Genomic DNA, 17,983 nt, shown 5'->3' on the forward strand with positions numbered 1-17,983 from the left:
TTACCGGCGTGAAACGCGGCGGCAACAATGGCGCAGGACACTGGATGTGCCGGCAATTGCAGGCAACAGCACAAGCTCCAGCTCAGGAGGCCCCGCCATGTTGAAGGAAGCCAAAACCCATGTGACCCGCGTTCGCGCCCTGGACCAGCTGCACCGCGGCGACGAGATTGAAGCCCGCCTCTCCGTGGGTCCCAGCTATGACGATGTGGTGATCCGTCGGGGCCGCGTGCAGGAAACTGCGCCGGGCATCGGCGTTGTATGGATCATGGACCGTCAGACCGGGATGCGCAAAGCGATCAATTCGGACGAATGCAGCATTTGGCGAGTAGCCTGAGCCCTTCAGCCGCCGGCCACGGACTGGATGATCACCACCTCCTGGCCGGCAGCCACTTCAGTTTCCAGTCCCCGCAAGCGCCGGACCTCGTCCCCGTTCACGTAAATATTCACGTAGCGGCGGAGGGCACCGGTCTCATCCCTCAACCGCCTCGCAAGCACCGGATAGTCCCCGGCCAGCGAGTCAAGCAGCAACCCCACAGTCACCGCACCGTCGGCGGGCGTAGTCAGGATGGACTGCCCGCCGGCGAGCGGCTGGAGGACACTGGGCAGCACCACGCTGATGTCAGCCACAACGGACCCTTAAACGGGTACCGGAGCGTCTGGCACCAGGGCCGCGGACACTACCGCAGCGCGGACGCACAGGACGTCCGGAAGATGTGACGCCACTTCGGTGAAGTGCTCGCCCTCGTCCGGGCTGGCGTAGACCGAGCCTCCGCGCGTTCCGAAGTACACCCCGGCCGGTTCCGCGGAATCAACCGAGGCAGCGTCACGGAGCACCGCGTTGTATTCGCCCTGCGGCAGCCCGGAATCAAGGCGTTTCCAGGTCTGCCCGGCATCGTCCGTCCGGTGTACTGCCAGCTTCCCGTCCGGCGGAATGCGTTCGCCGTCGGCCTTTAGCGGGACCACCCACGCCGTGCCTGCCCGCCGGGGATGGGTGAGCATCACAAAGCCAAAATCGGCCGGAAGTCCTTCCGCTATCGAATCCCAGTTCTCTCCGTTGTCATCCGTGCGGTACACGCCGTGATGGTTCTGGGCGTACAGCCGGCCCTCGACGGCGGCATCGGCCGCGATCTTGTGCACGCACTGGCCGAACTCGGGGTTGGGATCAGGCATGAAGTACGCAGAGATTCCCTTGTTCCGCGGCTCCCAGGAGGAACCGCCGTCGAGCGAGCGGTAAACGCCGCCGGTGCTCATGGCAACGTGCACATTTTCCCCGGAGGGATTGACGACGATTGAGTGCGCGGCCGCTCCGCCGTACCCTGCACCCCATTCGCTGCGGTGCGGGTGGTCCCAGAGTCCGCGGTTGAGTTCGAAGTGTTCGCCCCCGTCCGTGGACTTCCACACGGAAATGGGTTCGGCCCCGGCCCAGACAACCCCGGGGCGGGATTCGGCGTCCGGGTAAATCTGCCAGATGCGCTCCACCGCGGCGTCAGTGCCGTCCGGGAACTTAATGGCGCCCTGTTCCGGCTCGGTCCATGTCGCGCCGAGGTCATCCGAGTGCGCGACAGTGGGCCCCCAGTGCTCGGAGCGGACACCCACCATGATGCGGGTACGGCCGTCGCGGGTGTCGATGCCGATGCTGGGGACTTCGCTCATCAGGAAATGAGGGCCGGACATGGACCATGTCTGCCGGTCGTGGCTGGTCGCCAGCCACAGCCCTTTTTTGGTTCCGATTGCTAGGACATAACTCTGTTCGGTGGCCATGCACCCCATGCAACCACTCAGACCCGGAGGCCGCAATGGTTTTTGCGCGACGTTATGCGCCCTGCAGGGTCAGTCCACGAATTCAGACTGCGTCTCGATGAAGTCCCAGTCCGCGTTCGTGAGGACTCCCGTAGCGGTGTCCGGGTGCGGTCCGCCGGCCTCGGCAATCCCTTGAAGCACAAACAACGGCAGTTCGTCCGCGCGCAGATTCTCGCGCAGCCATTCCTTGCTGGCCAGGTCCAGATCAAGCCACCACATGTAGATTTCCACCGCGGACCACCTCTCCTTATGCGTCAACGTTAATCCGCGGCGAGGGGGTGTACAAGGGTCCAACGGCCGTGGCGCTCCGTTCCCGGGCCGCGCGCCCGTTGACCCTTGTGCCGGCACTTCCACTGCGCCAATCTTGTCTTGTGGGCCTGCCCCGCGCACCCGCACCACAGGCGTCGGAGGCCCGCTGTGGAGGCTCCGCACGGCACTGAGAAGGTTGTCATGGACGGCGACATAGAACTCGAACTCGCATCAGGTTCCGAGCCGGGTGAGTACACCGTGCGCGTCGTTCAGGCCCCGGCAGGCGGCAATGCGTCGGGGCTGTTCAGGCTGGATGTGGACGGGATCCTGGCACGCCGCGCGGAACTGGAGTCCACGGTCCTGGCCTCGGCCGTGGCTGCCCGCCGGACCACGCCGGTCGCCGAACTTCCAGTGCGGGGCGTGGGCCGAAGCCGGGGCGTTCATTGCCGCCGCCAGCACCAGCTCAAACTTCACGGTGACCCTCACCTGGCGGCGCCCCAAGCCTGCGCTGGAGGCTCCGGAGGGCGGCCCTGACTAAGCCGCCCCGGCGCAGGCAGTGCCGGGTGACCTTGCTGCGTGGCCGCGCTGTTCAATGAATGCACGCGGGGCCACAATGGAGTATGTCTCCTGAACGCTTCAGCGGTCCGCCTCCCCTGGTGGTCGGAGTGCTGCCCGGCCAGCACGCAGAGGTACTGCACTCGGCTACCGGCCTCGCAGAAAAACTGGGCGTTCCGTTGTTGTGCGCCTACGTGGACGAGGCAAGCTACCTGGTCGAGTGGGACCCGGCGCGGTCAGCGCACCGGCTGTCCCTGCATCCGGACAAGGACGACGCCGACGTCCGGGCCGTGAGCGAAGAGCTCCGCGGCGTCGTGGGGGCCGCCTGCGCATCGAAATCGGTGGAATGGACGCTGCGGATCCTGTCCGGGGACCCCGCCCGTGCCCTGGGGCGTGTGGCAGCGGAGGCCAACGCCTCCATGATCATTGTGGGAACACCCGAGCGCGGTCTGGGCCACCGCCTCTCGGCAGCCCTCAACGGTTCCGTGGCTGCGTGGCTGACCCACCACCAGGACCGCCCCGTCCTGGTGGTCCCGGCACATATGGGCGCCCACCGGGACACCCCCGCGTGACCGCCGTTCCGGGCAAGGTCCTGCATGGCTATGAGCGCAACTGCAGGGAACTCGAGCGGTGGCTGGCCTCCGCGTCCGACGCGGACCTCCGCCGCACCAGCGCCGGCACCCGCTGGACCAACGAGGAGCTTCTGTTCCACATGGTTTTCGGCTACATGGTGGTGCAGGCCCTGTTGCCCCTGGTACGGATCTTCGGGGTGCTCCCGGCGCCTTTAAGCCGGGGGTTTGCGTGGATGCTGAATGCCGGAACCGCACCGTTCGACGTCGTCAATTACCTCGGATCCAAGGCTGCGGCCCGCGTGTACAACCGCAGGCGGATGGCCGCGAAGCTCCGGCGGGTGACGCGCTCCCTTGAGCGGCGGATGCGGCGCGAGACAGCCGCCGCGATGGCCCGCGGGATGTCCTTTCCGGACCGTTGGGACCCGTTCTTCACACCCTGGATGTCCTTGGCAGAGGTCTACGCCTATCCCATCGAACATTTCGACTTCCATGCCACCCAGCTCAGCCTGGGCGGGAGTCAGCCTCAAGAGACAAGGGGCAGGAAGACAGGACGAAAGACCCTGTGAAAGTAAAGCGAAAGTAGTTATTCAGGGTGGTGGCGCTCACCGCTACCGCCACGTAAGCTGGAGTTCGCAGGAAGATGTTGGACCTGCCCCAGAAGCTGCTCCGGAGTGCGTATCCCCCAATAACGCACTCCGGAGCTTTTTAATGCCAGGCCGGATTCCGGGGATAGTCAAGCGAAAAGCGGCGCCGGCCGCATGCCAGGAGCAATCCCGTGACCACAGCGCCAATCCCCACGCCGACCGCAGCCGTCACCGCGCCACTGTACGCCGCAGGCTTTGTCACAGCCTTTGGTGCCCACAGCATCGCAGCCGGGATGGGCGCCCACAGCGGTGATATCGGCCTGAGCCTGCTCAATCTGGGCGTCCTCCTGGCTGTTTACGACCTCGCCGAGGTGGTGCTGAAACCGGTCTTCGGAGCTTTGAGCGACCGCATCGGCACAAAGCCGGTGGTCGTGGCAGGGCTTTTCGCGTTTGCGCTGATGTCGTTGATCGGATTGTGGGGCTCCAACCCCCTGATGCTCGGGCTCGCCCGGATCGGCCAGGGCGCCGCCGCCTCTGCGTTTTCCCGGCGTCCTCGGCGATGGTGGCCAGGCTTGCCGGCCGCAACGCAGGAACGTATTTCGGCCGCTACGGCTCGTGGAAAAGCCTGGGGTACGTCGCGGGCCCGCTGATCGGTGCCGGCCTGATCTTCCTGGGCGGCTTCACCCTTCTCTTTGCCGCCCTGGCCATCCTCGCGGCGGCCACTGCGGTGTGGGCGATGGTGACGCTGCCGCAGCTGGCCCCTCTGCCCCGCCCGCGGTACACGCTGTTGGATCTTGCCCGCCAGGTAACCCATCGGAGCTTCCTCGTGCCTACGCTCGTTCTTGCGGCAGCCACCGGGGCCCTGGGCACAGCCATCGGCTTCCTCCCTGCGCTGGCAACGCGGCACGGCCTGGACCCTGTGGCGGCCGTTGCCGCGGTCAGCGTGCTGGCACTCGCGTCCGCTGCCACCCAACCCTGGATCGGCCGCCTGCGTGACGAGGGCCGGCTCCATGACGGCCCCGGCATGACAGCCGGGCTGCTGCTGACGGCGGCCGGAATCGCCGCGGTGGCACTGCTTCCGGGACCGGTCACCATTTTTTGCGCTGCGGCGGCCATCGGCACGGGAATCGGTGTTGCCACGCCGCTGGGCTTCGCGCACCTTGCCGCCACCACTCCGCCTGAGCGTTTGGGACGGACCATGGGAACAGCCGAGCTGGGACGGGAGCTTGGCGACGCCGGTGGTCCGCTCCTGGTTGGCGCCGTGGCTACAGCTTCAGCTCTGCCGCTGGGCCTCGGAGTCCTTGCCGCGGCCGTCGCCGCCGCGTCCCTGCTCGGCGTCGGCAGCATCGGCCGCCGGGCGCCGTCGCCGGAACCGGCCGCCAAACCGTGACATCCGGCCCGGCAGTCGCACACCATACCCCCCGGGGGTACTTGTCATATACCCCTTAGGGGTATATCTTGAGGACATGGACTCAGCAGAAGACGCCGAACCCCGGACCGTGGACGCCGGAACCGTCCCCCAGCATGGCTACACCTCGAACAAAGAGGCATACCTGCGCCGGCTCAAACGCATTGAAGGCCAGGTCCGCGGCATCGCCAGGATGGTGGATGAGGACAAGTACTGCATCGACATTCTCACCCAGGTTGCGGCCGTGAACAAGGCCCTGCACGCAGTGAGCCTGGGCCTCGTCGAGGAGCACATCGGTCACTGCGTCGTGGGTGCCGCCTCCGAACCGGACCCGGAACTCCGCGCGGAAGCCATCGACTTCAAGGTCAAGGAGGCCACCGATGCCATCGGGCGCCTGCTGCGGTAGCGGTCATCCCACCCACCACACCATCCGGATGACCCGACCGGGTCCATCCGGTGCCGCCGGCACCACCGGCACCACCGAGAAAGAGGAGCAAACCATGAGCCCCGTATCCACCACCGTGAACGTGTCCGGCATGACCTGCGGACACTGCGTGTCCTCCGTGAGCGAAGAACTGGAAGCACTGGAAGGCGTGGAAACGGTCGACGTCGACCTCAACGCCGGCGGCATCTCCACCGTCACCATCACATCCGATAAGGCCCTTTCCCGTTCCGAGATCGGCGAAGCCGTAGCCGAGGCCGGTTACCTGGTGGTGGCCAACGAGGCCTGAACCGCACGAACCCATCCCACCCAAATTGAGGACACGCCGTGAGTAACGAGCAACTGCTGCACCAGCCGGGAACCCGGGTCATCGAACTCGACATCGAAGGCATGACCTGCGCTTCATGCGTCGGCCGGGTGGAACGCAAGCTCGGAAAGCTCGACGGCGTCGAAGCCTCGGTAAACCTGCCCCTCGAATCGGCCCAGGTCACGGTCCCCGCCGGCATCACCGACGAGCAGATCACGGCCACGGTAGAGGCGGCAGGCTACAAAGCCCGGGTGCGGCCCCCGCGCTACCCGAGACGGGGTGGCGACGCTGAGATTTCGGCCGGCTCAACCAAAAGCGGTGGGCCGCCCGCGGACGGCGACCACCTAACGCACCCTGCCGCCGCTGCCCAACTTAAAACGCGGCTCATCGTTGCCGCCATCCTCACCGTCCCGGTGTTCGCGATATCGATGGTTCCGGCGTTCCAGTTCTCCAACTGGGGCTGGGTGGCGGGGGTGCTCGCCTTGCCGGTGGTGACGTGGGCGGCCTGGCCGTTCCACCGCGCTGCGGCCATCAACGCCCGGCACTTCGCATCCACTATGGACACCCTGGTCTCCCTGGGCGTCACGGCCGCTTACCTGTTCTCCGCCTGGCAGTTGCTGGCCGATCCCCGCATGACCGAACACCCCGGCATGGAGATGGGTACGGGCGGACTGTACTTCGAGGTGGCCTCCGTGGTCACCACGTTCCTGCTGCTGGGCCGCTTCTTGGAAGCCAACGCGAAGCAGAAGGCGGGCGACGCCCTGAAGGCGCTGCTGAACCTGGGCGCCAAGGATGCCGCGGTCCTGGTTGACGGCGCCGAGCTCAGGATTCCCGCCGACCAACTCATGGTGGGCGACGTCGTAGTGGTCCGCCCCGGCGAGAAAATCGCCACGGACGGCGTGGTGGTTGACGGTGCCTCGGCCGTGGACACCTCCCTGGTGACGGGCGAGTCGGTACCCGTCGAGGTGGCTCCGGGCAGCCCTGTCACCGGGGCCACGATCAACACCTCCGGCCGCCTGCTGGTCCGTGCCACCCGGGTCGGATCCGAAACCACGCTGGCCCAGATGGCCCGGCTGGTTGCCCGGGCGCAGACCGGAAAGGCCCCCATCGCCCGCCTGGCGGACCGCATCAGTGCGGTGTTCGTTCCGATTGTGCTGGCCATCGCCGTCCTCACGTTCGTGCTCTGGATCGTCTTCAGCGGCCCGGTGATTGAGCCTGCCGAAATCCGCGCGGCGTTCACGGCGGCTGTGGCGGTTTTGGTCATCGCCTGCCCTTGCGCCCTGGGCCTGGCCACGCCGGTGGGCCTTCTGACCGGCACGGGCCGCGGGGCGCAGCTGGGGATCCTGATCAAAGGCCCCCAGGTGCTTGAAGATACCCGCACCGTGGATACCATCCTGCTGGACAAGACCGGCACCGTGACCACCGGCCACCTGGCCGTGTACGGCACGCGGGCCTTCGGCACGTACAGCAGCGCCGAAGTGCTGCGCCTTGCGGGCGCCGTCGAGGCCGCCTCCGAGCACCCCGTGGCCCAGGCCATTGCGGCTGCTGCTCTCTCCGCGGAGCGCAGGAACGACGGCGGGCGGCTTCCCGCCGTCGAACACTTCCGTTCCGCGCCGGGAGGCGGGGTATCCGGAACCGTGCAAGGCCGGCTGGTCATCGCCGGACGGACGGGCTGGCTGCGGGACAACGACATAACGGTCACGACGGAACAGCAGGAGGCACTCGGGGCCGCCGAAGAATCCGGTGCCACCGCCATCTGGGTTGCCGTGGACGGGGAACCTGCGGGCATAGTCTCCCTGCGCGACACCATCAAGCCCGGATCGGCTGCCGCGATTTCACGGCTGAAGCAGCTGGGCCTCCGGCCGATCCTGCTGACCGGGGACAATGCCGCAGTGGCCGAGCAGGTGGCCACCGCCGTCGGCATCCCTCCGGAAGATGTGTTCGCGGGGGTCCTGCCGGAGGGCAAGGTCGACGCCGTGCGGAAACTGCAGGCTGGCGGCGCAACCGTTGCAATGGCCGGAGACGGCGTGAATGATGCAGCAGCCCTGGCCCAGGCCGATCTGGGCATAGCCATGGGGTCGGGCACCGACGTGGCCATCGAAGCCGCGGACCTGACCGTGATGGGCAATGACCTGGGACAAGTGGCTCAGGCCATCGAACTGTCCCGCCGAACGCTGGCCACCATCAAAGCCAACCTGTTCTGGGCGTTCTTCTATAACGCAGTCGGTATACCCGTGGCGGCACTGGGGTTGCTGAATCCGATGATCGCCGGCGCAGCCATGGCAGCGAGCTCGGTGCTGGTGGTGGCCAATTCGCTCCGGCTTCGCAGCTTCGGCAAGACCGGCGGCCGGGGCGCTTAGGCGGCGCCGAAGCGGACGGCCGCCTTGGCACGGGCCTTGGCGGCTTCCTCTTCCCGGTCCTTGGCCGGGGCATGTGTCACCAGGGAATCGAGCAGGTGCTGGGTGGCGTGCGCGATCTCGTGCACGGCGCGGTTGAACGCCTCCTCGTTGGCTTTCGACGGTTTGGTGCTGCCACTGATCTTGCGCACGTACTGCAGCGCAGCGGCTTCCACCTCGGCCGACGTGGCATGGGGCTCAAAGTTATGCAGGGTCCGGATATTGCGGCACATAGTCCCATGCTAGGCTCTGGACCGCCTGGGATCGAGGTCCGAAGCCTAGTACGGATACCACTGGCCCGGCAGCTGCCCTCACGGGTAGGGCTGCATGGGGAGCGGTGCCCATCGACAGTGACCGGGCCGCGGGATAGTTTCTAGGTAATGGATCTTCCGGATGAGCCGGGGGCCGCTGGGGATGCCGATCGGATCGGGTCCGTTGACTGAAGGAGAAAACTAATGGCTATTTGGGGTGCAGACATTGCTCAGCTCAAGGCGCTCGGAACCAAGCTTCAGGCTGGTTCGTCCGAGATCGAGAAGGCTAAGTCGCAGCTGACGAAAGCTCTTGACAGCACCGACTGGAAGGGCCCGGACGCGGAGAAGTTCCGCAGCGAATGGTCCGGCCGCCACGTAACGGACCTGGCCCGCGTGGCCCGGGCACTGGAAGAAGCCGGCAAGCAGGCCAGCAAGAACGCCGCCCAGCAGGAAGAGGCTTCCCGCTAGGGAACGCCCGCCGCTGGCAACGCTGAAACGGATGCCCCGGACGCAACAAAGCGTCCGGGGCATCCGCCTTTAAACCGAAGCCGCTTAACGCGATGACCGCCGCGTGGTGCAGATTCGCGTGGTGCAGATTAGGGGACGGGTTCGACGTCGTTCGCGTGGTCCAGCGGCGCCGGCACCGGCGCTGCACCGGGTCCGCCTGAAGAGGCCGGCGCTACCCGCGGCCCGCGGAGCTCGTCCACGCGGACCAGGACGACGCCGCCAACAATCAGCACACCGCCGAGGAGCTGGATGGGACCGGGCAGTTCACCGAGCAGGAGCCACGCCCAGATGACGGCGAAAAGCACCTCGGTGAGCGACACGAATGATGCAACCTTCGAACCGAGCGCCCGCGCGGCAACGATGCCCGAGACGTACGCGAGGACCGTGGCAAGGATGATTAGGCCGCCCAGCGAAACCCACCACGGGGTGACCCACGGCCCCAGTTTGGTGTCCGCCGTGCTGAACGCCATCGGCAGAAGTCCGGTGGCAGCCGCCAGCCACATCACCACGGCGCCCACCATCAGGCCGCCGGATGCGAGGACGATCGGCGGGAGGGTGTCATTTTCTTTTGCAGTGATGAAGAAATAGATCGCCAGGCAGACGGCTGCGGCGACTCCCCACAGGACGCCGACGACGTCGATCTTCACGGCACCGGTAAGGTCCAGCACCAGGATGAGTCCGCCCAGCGAAAGCAGCGTTCCCGCAATGGTGAGCGGGCGCGGACGCCGTCGGCTCGCGGCCCACAGCCAGAGGACGATGATCACCGGGGCCAGGTACTCCAGCAGCAGGGCAACGCCCACGGAGAGCCGCTCGACGGCGTTGAAGTAGAACAGCTGGCAGGCTGCGACCCCGATGAGCCCGAACAGCAGGATGGTCAGCCAGTTGTCCCTCAGCTGGCGCCAGCGGCCGTGCAGTGCGGGCACTGCCGGGATCGCGAGGATGAGGGCTGCCCCAGTCAGGCGCGCGGTCACGGCCGCACCCGGAGTCCACCCGGTTTCGAGCAGGGCCTTGGCAAAAGATCCGGAAAGGCCGAAGACGGCTGAAGAGAATAGCGCCACGCCGAGCCCGGATGCCAGGAACCCGGCAGCCGGCCGGCGGGGGGCGCCGACCCTGGACGCGGCGCCCTGGAAGGACGCATCGGCGCGTTTGCTTGCGGCAGGCACGGCTGCCTCCTGTCAGGAGTAAAGTGGGGTAATGGTCATGACATTACGCCCCGCCCCTGTAAGGAGTCAAGATGGTTTTTGCCCCTGACACTGAAGTGGCACTTCGCACCGTTGTGGGACTGATCAACAGCGCGGCTAACGGCGAAGAACATCTCGCCACGATCGCGGACCTGGACCGCTTCCTCCTGGCTGAGGGCTTCTCCGGTGCGAGGTCACGGGACGCGGCTGAACTGGCCAGCGTCCATAAGTTGCGGAGCCAGCTCACCGAGCTCTGGACCATGGACGAGGACGCGGCCGTCGGGACGGTGAACCGCCTGCTCCGCGAAGCCAATGCCCTTCCGCAGCTGATCAAGCACGACGAATGGGACTGGCACCTGCACGCCACTACCCGCGAGGCCCCGCTGGCGGACCGGATGGGCACCGAGGCCGCCATGGCGCTGGCGGACGTGATCCGCAGCAAGGAGATGGACCGGATGCTGGTGTGCGCCGCGGAGGATTGCGACGCCGTCGTGCTGGACCTCAGCCGGAACAGGTCCAAGCGGTATTGCGATACCGGAAACTGCGCCAATCGGGCACACGTGGCCGCCTACCGCGCACGGAAAGCCGCGTCCTAGGGACGCGTGGCGGAAGAAGCGTTGCTTGAGGGAACTGGTGCCGGGGAAGCCCCCGGAGGATCTAGCGGGGATCGGCGCCGGGTGCGGCATCCGGCGCACCGGGAGCCCGCGCACCGGGAGCCTGCGCACCGGGAGTCTGCGCGTCCGGACGCGCCGAATAGCCGCCATGGCCGGAAGACTTCTTGGAACTCAGGTTGACGCCGGACCCCTTACCCAGGTGGTCGGCATTGTCCTTGTGGCTCATGGAAAGCATCGCCGCGATGACCAGGGTCACGATGAACGCAATCCCCGCACCCGTGAAGGCGAGATCGAAACGAGGGGACCGGGCGCTGCCGCCGGAGGCGAAGATCAGCACGGCAAAGAAGGCCAGGACAGCCCAGAATGCGGAGAACATGAGGGGTCCCTTGACCGAGGTCCGCAAGTTTCGCGGTTCTCCTGGTTTCTGCTGTGCCAAGGTGTTTCCTCCCGTGCAGCACGGCCTGGGCCCTGCCGCTTAAGTCAAGCGATTGTTCTACGCGAAGTAGAACCGTTCCCTACTAGTTTACGGCCTCGCTGGAAACAGACCGCGCATCGTGCCGCAGGGTCAGGCCGGCCAGGATCCAGAGAACCCCCGAAATGATCGCTCCGCCACCGGCCACTCCCAACAGCGCATGCGCTCCGAGGCTGATGAAGAACGGCAGGGCCACCGCAGTCCCCAGCCCGATCACCCCGGAGGCAAGCCAGTCGCGCGCCAGGACACTGCGTCCGCGGTACAGGAAACCGAGATAGAGTTCCGCAGCTCCCAGCAGGCCCAGGCCCAGGGCCGCCAGGACACCGAACACCAGTTCACTGCCCAGGAACGCCACGGCCACACCGGCACCGGTGAGGACTGCCCCGGCGGCTGCCATGACCTTGCCGGCAGGCTGCCTGGCCGCCAAGCCAAACTTCCCGATTCCACGGATCAGTATGACGCCGGTCGCCAGCAAGTAGAGCCCGCCGGTCCAGCCCATTTCGGACGCCGACGGGGACGCCCAGAAGACCGTCACCGCACCGAAGGCAAGGGCAAGCAGGGCCCTGGTGAGCACGGGCTTCCACAGGTCCGCAGCAGGAGCGGTCAGGGCAGCGGGATCGGAAGGAGTTGCGGGAAGGGTCACGGATCCAGTTTAGTGCGCAGCGGATTCGACCCGAGAACCATCCACTTGTCAGTCCTTGCCCGTAGTCCCAGCGTTACCGCCCGGGCGGACATGTAACCCAGCGAAAAGGCCACCCACAGCCACGCCAGCCCGGCGGCACCGTCGACATGGGCGAGTCGGACGGCTGCCAGCAGCGGCAGGTACACCGCGAGGTTCACGACGCCGGCAATCGCCAGGTATTTCGCGTCGCCGGCGCCGATCAGGACGCCGTCCAGTACGAAGACATAGCCCGCCACGGGCTGTCCGGCGGCGAGCACCCACAGGGCGAGCATCAGTGCGGACTGGACGCCGGCGTCGGACGTGAACAAGGCGCCGGCCCACGGAGCCGCAGCTGCCAGCAGCACTCCCGTGATCACCCCGAACCACGCACCCCAGCGGATCATGGTCCGGGTCAGGTCCCGCACCGCGGCAGGGTTTGCCGCTCCCAGTTCCTTGCCGATCAGGGCCTGGGCGGCAATGGCCAGGGCATCCAGGGCGAAGGCCAGGAAGGTGAAGATGGTCATGGCCAACTGGTGGGCGGCCAGGTTCACCGGGCCCTGGGCCGTGACCACCAGCACGGTCGCGAGGATCGCGATCCTCAGGCTGAGCGTCCGAAGCATAAGCCAGGACCCCACTTTGGTCATGGCACGCACGCCCCGCCAGTCCGGACGGAGTGAAACCCCGTGATCACGCGCATTGCGACGGACGATCACCAGGTACACCAGGGCCATGGCCCAGTGGGCAATGCTGGTGCCCACGGCGGAACCGGTCACGGACCAGCCCAGGCCGTAAACCAACGCCAGGTTGAGGAGGACATTCAGGGTGAACCCTGCAGAGGCCACCGCCAAGGGGGTCCGGGTGTCCTGGAGGCCACGCAACACACCGGTCCCGGCGAAGATCAGCAGCATGGCGACGAGCCCGGGCATGGACCAGCGGAGGTAGTCCACGGCGAACCGGCGGACGTCGCCCGTAGCGCCCATCAGGTCAACGAGCACTTCGGCGCCGGCGAACCCTGCCGCCGCCAGCATTAGGCCCAGGACAAGCGCCAGCCAGACACCGTCCCGTCCTGCCGCGAGGGCTTTGGGAAGCTTGCCCTCGCCGATGGCCCGGGCAACTGCAGGGGTGGTGGAGTATGCAAGGAACACCATGAGGCCCACGGCCGTGTGCAGCACTGCCGACGCCAGCCCCACCCCCGCCAACTGGGACACGCCGAGGTGGCCCACTATGGCCGAGTCCGCCAACAGAAAGAGCGGTTCCGCGATGAGGGCGCCGAATGCCGGCACGGCGAGGCGGAGGATTTCCCGGGCGTTTCGGCTGGCGGGAACAGTCCGGGAGGTGGCACGTGATTCTGGCACGGAGCCAGCCTAGCTGGAGAGACCTGTCACATGCCGACCCCATTGGTTGACTCTTCAACTAACCAGCTGGCAAGGTTGAGTACTGAAGCTTCAACCGCGTCCGAAGAGGACGCACGGCAATGCTCCCGACCTCGAAATGGTGAAATTCCCATGACCCAGTCCACACTGACCACCACAGCACTCACTATCCTGCGCGTCATAGCGGGCTTCCTGTTCGCAGCCCACGGCTGGCAGAAGTTCAACGAATGGACCATTGCCGGCACCCAGGCGTCGTTCGCCAAGATGGGCGTCCCGGCTGCTGAGCTGGCGGCCCCTGCCGTGGCCACCCTCGAGCTTGTGGGTGGAATCGCGCTGGTCCTGGGCGTACTGACCCGCGTTTTCGCAGCCCTTCTCGCCGTGGACATGCTCGGCGCCCTGTTCCTTGTGCATGCCTCCGCCGGTGTCTTTGCCGCAACGGGCGGTTATGAACTGGTGCTGCTGCTTGCAGCCGGAGCGCTGGCCATTGCCCTGACCGGCGCCGGCAGGCTGGCCGTCGACCAGGCACTGTTCGGCGGCAGCAACTCGAAGCTCCGCATCCTCGCCTAAGGCGGGAAGCGCCAAAGACCAAGACCTGCGCGACGCCGGGCCGGCCACTCACGTGGCTGGCCCGGCGTCGTTGCATCCACCCTGTAGAAGTATTCCCGCGCCGGAATGCTAGCCCGAGACTCCCATCAGCTCGTTGGGCACGTGCGCGAGTTCCGCCGATTTGGTTACTTTGCCCGAGGCAAGGTCCACGGCATGGATCGCGCTTTCTGCAGGCTCCGTGACATAGGCGGTGGAGCCCTGCACAAACAGCGTCGGGCGCGGGTCCTGCCACGTTTCCGATTCCTCCCAGGCGTCAACGACGGGGATGGTGGACGTGATGCTTCCGGTCAATGGGTCAATGACACGCAGGGCGCCGTCGGTCCCCAGGACCAGGGCCTCGCCCGCGGCACCCCTGCCCAGCGAGCGGAACGAATAGCTCGTACCGAGTTCCACCAGCTGGAGGGTGGCCGTCTCCGTATTGACGAGCGAGACGCGCGTGGGCCGTTCCAGCGCAGCATCCTTATCCACTTTGTAGTCACCCAGAACCACCGGCGACCTGGGCGAGCCCGCCTGGTTTCCCATCCGCCCGTAGGCGTCGGGGCTTGCCACTTTGGAAATCTTCCCGTCCCGGTAGATCAGCATGCCGTCTTCACAGCCCACCACGACTGTATCCGGGCCTGCGGCTGCTTCGCCGTGCACGCCGGGGCAGTCCTCGTTGCGCACCAGTTCCACACGGTCCTGCCCCGCTCCCGCTGCCAGCACGGCAATCCCCCGCCTCGACTCCTCGTCTCCGAGCGTGACGAGGAGTTCGCCCGCCTCGAGCGGCACCGCTACGCCATGATGGGCTTCCGCAGTCATGTAGACATCACTGTCCGGAAGGACACCCGCACTCTCCCCCAGTCCTGCCGGGTCGAAGAGCTCCACCTTTCCGGAACCATCGCTGAAGAGGGCGGTCCGGCCGGAATGAAAGACAGCGTGGCCGGCCTTGCTGGCTTCGAACGAGGCAGCCGTGAGGGACGGCTCAACGGCGTAGGAATGCCCGTGATCGCCATGCTTCTCCGTCCACACGCCCGCATCGAACACCCTGAACGCGTTTCCGGTGGACACCAGGACATGCCGGCCGTCGCCCGCAGGGTTCAATCTGTTGAAGCCCGTAAGCTCGGCCTCCCCCACGACCTCCAGTGAGGTGGCATCGAGCACCGTGATGCCCCCGGCATGAGTCAATACCAGCCTGGGCGCGGGGCCCTGGACCTCCTGGCTTGCACTGGACGACCCGGTGGACTGCCCGGCGGATGACGCGCCGCCTCCCGACTGGGCGCCGTCATCGCCCCGCCCCGGGTCCGCGGCGCAAGCGCTCAGGACGAGGGCGGCAACGGCAAGTCCCGCCGCTCCCGGAAAGCCGTTAGGGGAAACCCTCGAACCGGGCCGCCGCGCCGGGCGAAGTGGAGGAAAAGAGGGTCTAAGGCGGCGGCGATTGACGCTATGCTGATTCTTCATAAGTTAAATGATAGTCATTCTCATTAGAAGGGCAAGCTGAACAGTCATGTGCAGGACTACCCGCCTGTCCTGACAAGGCGCGCCGCGGCCCCGCCCGCATGTGGCGGGTTCTGCGGCCTTTGTGTCATTCGGACCCGCCGGTATGCCGGGTCATCAGTAAACTCTCAGCATGAGCGAGACTGCCGCCAATTCAGTGACCCTCCGCTTTCTAGCGGCCCCCATGGACGTCGGCCACAGCGGCTCCGTGGATGCCGGAACCGTGCTCGAGTGGGTGGACAAAGCGGCCTATGCCGCAGCGGTTGGCTGGGCCAAGTCGTACTGTGTCACGGCCTACGTGGGTAACATCCACTTTGCCGATCCGGTCAACAGCGGGGACATGGTGGAAGTCACCGCGACGATCGTCTATACCGGCCGGTCCTCCATGCATATCCGCACGGTGGTGTCCTCGGGCGACCCCAAAGGCGGGGCGGCCACAATGCGCAGCCAGTGCATGGTGATTTTTGTGGCGGTGGGCCCGGACGGTAAACCGGCGCCCGTCCCGCAGTTCGAACCTTCCACTCCCGAGGAAATCGAGCAGCGTGACCACGCCCTGGCGCGGATCAAGGTCCGCGAGGACATCGTCCAGGCGATGAATGCACAGGAATATACGGACGCCGGCACCGCGGAACGGGTGGTCCTTCGGTTCATGGCCGCCCCCACGGATGTCAATTGGGGCGGCAAGGTGCACGGCGGCATCGTCATGAAGTGGATCGACGAGGCCGCCTATGTTTGTGCGTCCCGGTACTGCGGCAAGGACACCGTGGCGGTATTTTCCGGCGGGGTGCGTTTCTACCGGCCACTGCTGATCGGCCATGTCGTGGAAGTGGAGGCGCGGCTCGTGTACACCGGCACCAAGGGAATGCACATTGCGGTGCACGTCCGCTCCGGGGATCCCAAGGGGCGGGAGATGAACCTGACGACGTACTGCCTGACCGTAATGGTGGCCAGGGACGCTGCGGGGAACTCCGTGCCGATTTCGCCGTGGATGCCGGTCTCGGAGGAGGACTAGCGCCTGCACGCCCATGCCCGGGAGCTGCTGGAAATCCGTGGCCGGGCACCGGGAAACCGGCTGCCCAACCACCTGCTCTCCGCTGGTGGCGTGCAGGAGCCCGCATAGTCGGGTTGGCTAGAAGCCGCCGCCGCCTGCGTCTGCCGCCATGTTGGCGAACCGCGAGTAATGCCCCTGGAAGGCCACCACAATGTCCTTCGTGGGGCCGTTACGGTGCTTGGCGATGAGGATGTCCGCCTCGCCGGCGCGCGGCGATTCCTTGTCGTAGACGTCCTCGCGGTGGAGCAGGATGACCATGTCGGCGTCCTGCTCGATGGAGCCTGATTCACGGAGGTCAGAGACCATGGGCCGCTTGTCCTGGCGTTGTTCCGAGCCACGGTTCAGCTGGGACAGGGCAATCACGGGCACCTGGAGCTCCTTAGCCAGCAGCTTCAGTGCACGGGAGAACTCCGAGACTTCCTGCTGGCGCGATTCCACTTTCTTACCGGAGCTCATGAGCTGCAGGTAATCCAGGATGACCAGCTTGAGGTCGTGCTGCTGCTTGAGCCGGCGGCACTTGGCCCGGATTTCCATGAGCGACATGTTGGGGCTGTCATCGATGAACAGCGGCGCGTCATTCATCCTGCCCATGGTCGTGGCGATCTTGGACCATTGTTCGTCCTTGATGGTGCCCTTCCGGAGATCCTGGAGGCCGATGGTCGCCTCTGCGGAGAGCAGGCGCATGGCGATTTCGTTCCGGCCCATTTCCAGGGAGAACATCACCGTGGCGAGGTTGTTCTTAATGGCGGCGGACCGGGCAAAGTCCAGCGCAAACGTGGACTTGCCGACGGCCGGACGGGCTGCGATGACAATCATCTGCCCCGGGTGCAGGCCGTGGGTCAGTTCATCCAATTCGTAGAAGCCCGTAGGTACGCCCACCATTCCCTCGCCGCGATGGCCTGAGGCTTCGATTTCGTCCACCGTGGATTCCATGACGTCCTTGAGGACCACGTAGTCCTCGGCGGTGCGCCGCTCGGCCACGGCGTATACCTCGGCCTGCGCCTGGTTGACGAGGTCTTCTACTTCGCCGTCCGAGCCGTAGCCCAGCTGGACGATCTTGGTACCCGCATTGACCAGCCTGCGCAGGACTGCACGCTCGGCAACGATCTCCGCGTAGTATCCGGCGTTGGCTGCCGTGGGGACGGTCTGGATGAGCTCATGCAGGTACGCGGGCCCGCCGATCCTGTTGATCTCGCCGCGCTTGGTCAGTTCATCGGACACTGTGACGGCGTCGGCGGGCTCACCACGGCCGTAAAGGTCAATCACGGCTTCGTAGATGGTCTCGTGCGCGGGGCGGTAAAAGTCCTGGCCCCGCAGGATCTCCACTACGTCGGCGATGGCGTCCTTGGACAACATCATGCCGCCAAGAACTGATTGCTCAGCGGGGATGTCCTGGGGCGGCTTGCGGCTGCCTTCGGAACCCCGGGTGCCCTCGATTGAGTCCAGGTGCGTAACTGACAAAGCTGCCGTCCTCCGTTGTG

20 protein-coding genes and 2 pseudogenes are annotated in these 17,983 nt (G+C 66.2%); 12 read left to right on the forward strand and 10 right to left on the reverse strand.

Annotation, left to right across the window (positions count from 1 at the left end):
- Positions 1-97: 97 nt before the first annotated feature.
- The gene (locus tag JOE41_RS10815) at positions 98-334 is read left to right on the forward strand and encodes a hypothetical protein (protein ID WP_011693912.1); all 237 of its coding nucleotides are present in this window, start codon (positions 98-100) and stop codon (positions 332-334) included.
- 5 nt (positions 335-339) lie between these two features.
- Here JOE41_RS10815 and JOE41_RS10820 read toward each other — a convergent pair whose 3' ends face one another.
- Genes JOE41_RS10820 through JOE41_RS10830 form a run of 3 tightly spaced genes read right to left on the reverse strand, consistent with a single transcriptional unit; the run spans position 340 to position 2,031 of the window.
- The gene (locus JOE41_RS10820; RefSeq protein ID WP_011693913.1) at positions 340-627 is read right to left on the reverse strand and encodes a MoaD/ThiS family protein; all 288 of its coding nucleotides are present in this window, start codon (positions 625-627) and stop codon (positions 340-342) included.
- A gap of 9 nt (positions 628-636) precedes the next feature.
- The gene (locus JOE41_RS10825; protein ID WP_011693914.1) at positions 637-1,770 is read right to left on the reverse strand and encodes a sialidase family protein; all 1,134 of its coding nucleotides are present in this window, start codon (positions 1,768-1,770) and stop codon (positions 637-639) included.
- 60 nt (positions 1,771-1,830) lie between these two features.
- A complete protein-coding gene (locus JOE41_RS10830) occupies positions 1,831-2,031 on the reverse strand; it encodes a hypothetical protein (protein WP_011693915.1) in 201 nt (66 codons plus the stop codon).
- Positions 2,032-2,250: 219 nt separating this feature from the next.
- Between JOE41_RS10830 and JOE41_RS10835 the strand changes: the two genes are divergently transcribed.
- The 7 genes and pseudogenes from JOE41_RS10835 (at position 2,251) to JOE41_RS10865 (ending at position 8,277) form a co-directional block, all read left to right on the forward strand.
- The gene (locus tag JOE41_RS10835) at positions 2,251-2,583 is read left to right on the forward strand and encodes a hypothetical protein (RefSeq protein ID WP_209752351.1); all 333 of its coding nucleotides are present in this window, start codon (positions 2,251-2,253) and stop codon (positions 2,581-2,583) included.
- An 86-nt stretch (positions 2,584-2,669) separates the two neighbouring features.
- Positions 2,670-3,176 carry a universal stress protein gene (locus JOE41_RS10840; protein ID WP_011693917.1) on the forward strand — a complete coding sequence of 169 codons (507 nt, stop codon included), beginning with the start codon at positions 2,670-2,672 and terminating at the stop codon, positions 3,174-3,176.
- Positions 3,173-3,742, forward strand: a complete 570-nt coding sequence (locus tag JOE41_RS10845; protein WP_011693918.1) for a DinB family protein — start codon at positions 3,173-3,175, stop codon at positions 3,740-3,742. Before JOE41_RS10840 ends, JOE41_RS10845 begins: the two co-directional genes overlap by 4 nt.
- Positions 3,743-3,951: 209 nt before the next feature.
- Positions 3,952-5,150, forward strand: a pseudogene (locus JOE41_RS10850) (MFS transporter).
- Between the two features lie 76 nt (positions 5,151-5,226).
- Complete coding sequence (locus JOE41_RS10855) at positions 5,227-5,574, forward strand: metal-sensitive transcriptional regulator (protein ID WP_209752352.1); 348 nt, start codon at positions 5,227-5,229, stop codon at positions 5,572-5,574.
- A gap of 94 nt (positions 5,575-5,668) precedes the next feature.
- Entirely contained in the window at positions 5,669-5,899 is a 231-nt protein-coding gene (locus tag JOE41_RS10860) for a heavy-metal-associated domain-containing protein (protein ID WP_011693921.1), read from the forward strand.
- A 38-nt stretch (positions 5,900-5,937) separates the two neighbouring features.
- Positions 5,938-8,277, forward strand: coding sequence for a cation-translocating P-type ATPase (locus JOE41_RS10865; RefSeq protein ID WP_209752354.1), 2,340 nt, complete (start codon positions 5,938-5,940; stop codon positions 8,275-8,277).
- On the opposite strand, the gene JOE41_RS10870 is transcribed toward JOE41_RS10865, so the two are convergent.
- Complete coding sequence (locus tag JOE41_RS10870; RefSeq protein ID WP_011693923.1) at positions 8,274-8,546, reverse strand: DUF2277 domain-containing protein; 273 nt, start codon at positions 8,544-8,546, stop codon at positions 8,274-8,276. The two genes, JOE41_RS10865 and JOE41_RS10870, sit on opposite strands and share 4 nt — an antisense overlap.
- Before the next feature lie 222 nt (positions 8,547-8,768).
- Between JOE41_RS10870 and JOE41_RS10875 the strand changes: the two genes are divergently transcribed.
- Positions 8,769-9,032, forward strand: a complete 264-nt coding sequence (locus JOE41_RS10875) for a hypothetical protein (protein ID WP_011691158.1) — start codon at positions 8,769-8,771, stop codon at positions 9,030-9,032.
- A gap of 128 nt (positions 9,033-9,160) precedes the next feature.
- Here the strand turns inward: JOE41_RS10875 and JOE41_RS10880 are convergent, their stop codons facing one another.
- Entirely contained in the window at positions 9,161-10,234 is a 1,074-nt protein-coding gene (locus tag JOE41_RS10880) for a DMT family transporter (protein WP_374068704.1), read from the reverse strand.
- A gap of 71 nt (positions 10,235-10,305) precedes the next feature.
- On the opposite strand from JOE41_RS10880, the gene JOE41_RS10885 reads away from it, so the two are divergent.
- Positions 10,306-10,848 carry a CGNR zinc finger domain-containing protein gene (locus JOE41_RS10885; RefSeq protein ID WP_011693925.1) on the forward strand — a complete coding sequence of 181 codons (543 nt, stop codon included), beginning with the start codon at positions 10,306-10,308 and terminating at the stop codon, positions 10,846-10,848.
- A gap of 61 nt (positions 10,849-10,909) precedes the next feature.
- Here JOE41_RS10885 and JOE41_RS10890 read toward each other — a convergent pair whose 3' ends face one another.
- The 3 genes from JOE41_RS10890 to JOE41_RS10900 form a co-directional block, all read right to left on the reverse strand.
- Positions 10,910-11,302 carry a hypothetical protein gene (locus JOE41_RS10890; RefSeq protein ID WP_209752355.1) on the reverse strand — a complete coding sequence of 131 codons (393 nt, stop codon included), beginning with the start codon at positions 11,300-11,302 and terminating at the stop codon, positions 10,910-10,912.
- Between the two features lie 82 nt (positions 11,303-11,384).
- Complete coding sequence (locus JOE41_RS10895) at positions 11,385-11,981, reverse strand: hypothetical protein (RefSeq protein WP_011693927.1); 597 nt, start codon at positions 11,979-11,981, stop codon at positions 11,385-11,387.
- Positions 11,978-13,354, reverse strand: a complete 1,377-nt coding sequence (locus JOE41_RS10900) for an MATE family efflux transporter (RefSeq protein ID WP_011693928.1) — start codon at positions 13,352-13,354, stop codon at positions 11,978-11,980. The genes JOE41_RS10895 and JOE41_RS10900 overlap by 4 nt, the downstream gene beginning before the upstream one ends.
- A 150-nt stretch (positions 13,355-13,504) precedes the next feature.
- Here JOE41_RS10900 and JOE41_RS10905 point away from each other — a divergent pair, with 150 nt between their 5' ends.
- Positions 13,505-13,939: a DoxX family protein gene (locus JOE41_RS10905; RefSeq protein ID WP_209752356.1), complete on the forward strand. Its 435-nt coding sequence runs from the start codon at positions 13,505-13,507 to the stop codon at positions 13,937-13,939.
- Between the two features lie 108 nt (positions 13,940-14,047).
- On the opposite strand, the gene aztD is transcribed toward JOE41_RS10905, so the two are convergent.
- Complete coding sequence (gene aztD, locus JOE41_RS10910) at positions 14,048-15,142, reverse strand: zinc metallochaperone AztD (protein ID WP_245200696.1); 1,095 nt, start codon at positions 15,140-15,142, stop codon at positions 14,048-14,050.
- Between the two features lie 442 nt (positions 15,143-15,584).
- On the opposite strand from aztD, the pseudogene JOE41_RS10915 reads away from it, so the two are divergent.
- Positions 15,585-16,571: pseudogene (locus tag JOE41_RS10915) on the forward strand (acyl-CoA thioesterase).
- A gap of 9 nt (positions 16,572-16,580) precedes the next feature.
- Here JOE41_RS10915 and dnaB read toward each other — a convergent pair.
- Positions 16,581-17,963: a replicative DNA helicase gene (gene dnaB, locus JOE41_RS10920; RefSeq protein WP_011693932.1), complete on the reverse strand. Its 1,383-nt coding sequence runs from the start codon at positions 17,961-17,963 to the stop codon at positions 16,581-16,583.
- Between the last annotated feature and the right edge of the window lie 20 nt (positions 17,964-17,983).

Origin of the sequence: Arthrobacter sp. PvP103, from assembly GCF_017833075.1 — a bacterium.
Taxonomy (GTDB): domain Bacteria; phylum Actinomycetota; class Actinomycetes; order Actinomycetales; family Micrococcaceae; genus Arthrobacter.